At 41.9% G+C, this 2,248-nt stretch carries 2 protein-coding genes; both read left to right on the forward strand.

Annotated elements, in window-relative coordinates:
* Positions 1-309 precede the first annotated feature (309 nt).
* Entirely contained in the window at positions 310-474 is a 165-nt protein-coding gene (locus MUB35_RS30285) for a hypothetical protein (RefSeq protein WP_173684295.1), read from the forward strand.
* A gap of 25 nt (positions 475-499) precedes the next feature.
* Positions 500-2,173, forward strand: a complete 1,674-nt coding sequence (locus MUB35_RS30290; RefSeq protein ID WP_196003015.1) for an IS66 family transposase — start codon at positions 500-502, stop codon at positions 2,171-2,173.
* The last annotated feature ends 75 nt before the right edge of the window (positions 2,174-2,248 follow it).

Consider the following 2,248-nt stretch of genomic DNA (forward strand, 5'->3'; position numbering starts at 1 on the left):
GTTACTGTTCAGAGGTATGCATAAGTCATTGTAAAAAATGACGAAATTTATTTTTTTATTTTGTGGATAACCATTCGCGGCAGGAAAAACTGTGTTTATAGTTTTTCCTGCTGTTCTTTTTGTTAAAAGTTATACACCAGATTCTAGTTTTGGGAACCCATTCTTGAAGTTTCAAGGTCTGCATGAATACTTTTTTTATTATAAAACAGCTATTTATCCACAGTCAGATTGACGAAAAGGCACTTTCTGGTGATTCGCTTTTTTTCTATGTTTCTGTTATACTTTTTCTTAAGAAAGAGAGGTTCACTTATGAATATTGATTTTAAAGAAGAACTTAGAAAACGTGATGAACTTCTTGCCGGTTATCTCAAACAGATTGAAATCCAGGAGGAATTTATCCAGAAACAAAAAGAATTGATTGAATATCTGGAAGAGCATATCTCAAAGATTACAGACATTGTCAGTGGCGTTTGATTATAACTGTACTGGAGGAAAACATATGCCTGATGCGTATGATTACATCTCACTCATGTGTCGGCTGAAAGCCGCACAGACAAGAAATAAAGAACTGGAATCCGGTGAACACTATATTAAGCTGAAAGAACTCCATCAAAAGGAGTGCAGAGCCTATGAACGTAAGATTCAGGCGCTGCTAACGGAGATAGCGGATGCACATAAAGAAACCATCCGTGTCCGCAATTACTGGTTTCAGGTACTGGAGGATATGCTGCTGGAGTTTGAGGCAATGCAGAAAAAAGCTGACCAGAAGCTTCGGGAGATGGAGAAACGTGCTCTTCTTGCTGAGAGACAAAGAGATGATGCATTGGAGAAAGCAAAAGAATTCCGCCTTAAGTTCTATGAAACCGCCACCCAGCTGGAAGAAGAACAGGGAAAGAACCTGAAACTTCATGCACAGATCAACCGTGATTATGAAAATTCATCTATTCCTTCTTCAAAAGCCATCCGGCGGAAAAAGATTGCAAACAGCAGGGAAAAAACAGGACGGAAACCCGGTGGACAGCCAGGACATAAAGGGCATGGCCGAAAAAAGCAGGAGCCTACACATCCGGTAATCCTCCTTCCGCCACCAGAAGAAGTGCTTGAAGACTGTGCTTTTAAAAAGACAGCAAGAACAATCATAAAACAACTGGTAAGTATCCGTATGGTCCTGGATGTAACAGAATACCATGCAGATGTTTATTATAACAGCCAGACCGGCGAACGTGCACACGCTGCATTTCCGGATGGTGTTATTGATGATGTGAATTATGATGGCAACATCCGGGCATTTTTGTTCCTTCTGAACAATGACTGCTGTACCTCTATTGATAAAAGCAGGAAGTTCCTGTCTGATCTGACGGATGGAAAACTGAATATTTCCAAAGGCATGATAAGTAAACTCAGCAGGGAGTTTGCTTTAAAAACAGAGCCCGAGCGCAAGGCAGCCTATGCGGACATGCTGCTTTCCCCTGTTATGCATACAGATTGTACAAGCGGCAGGGAAAACGGAAAAAGCTGTCAGATCTATGTCTGTGCCACACCAGACGGAAAAGCATTGTACTTCGCTCGTGAGAAAAAAGGACACGAGGGAGTAAAAGGGACTGTTACAGAGGATTATCAGGGGATCCTTGTCCATGACCATGATATTACCTTTTATAATTATGGAGCAGATCACCAGGAATGCCTTGCCCATGTGCTGCGTTACCTGAAAGACAGCATGGATAATGAACCAGACCGCACCTGGAACAAAGAGATGCGTTCACTGGTACAGGAGATGATCCATTTCCGAAACGAATGCCAGCCATTTCAGGAACCGGATCCGGTAAAGGTATCTGAATTCGAAAAAAGATACCGTGAGATACTGGAAATAGCCAGGGCGGAATACGGAAATGTTCCGGCAAACAATTATTACAGAGACGGGTATAATTTATTCCTGAGAATGGAGAAATATATGCAGAACCATTTGCTGTTCCTGCATGATTCCCGAATACCTGCCACTAATAATGAAGCCGAAAGGCTTCTAAGAAACTATAAGCGGAAACAGGCGCAGGCTGTGACATTTAGGAGTTTCGAAAGTATCGATTATCTCTGCCAATGCATGAGCATGCTTGTTTTGGTGCGGCTAGAAGAACCAGCGAATATATTTGACAGAGTATCCAGAATATTTGGATAAGAAAACCGATGGCTTTGACTGTTATCAGTCTACACCATCGGTTTTCTCATGTCCAGCTAACCTCTGAACAGTAAC

This window comes from Blautia sp. NSJ-175 (genome assembly GCF_022867815.1).
GTDB classification, from domain to species: domain Bacteria; phylum Bacillota; class Clostridia; order Lachnospirales; family Lachnospiraceae; genus Blautia; species Blautia celeris.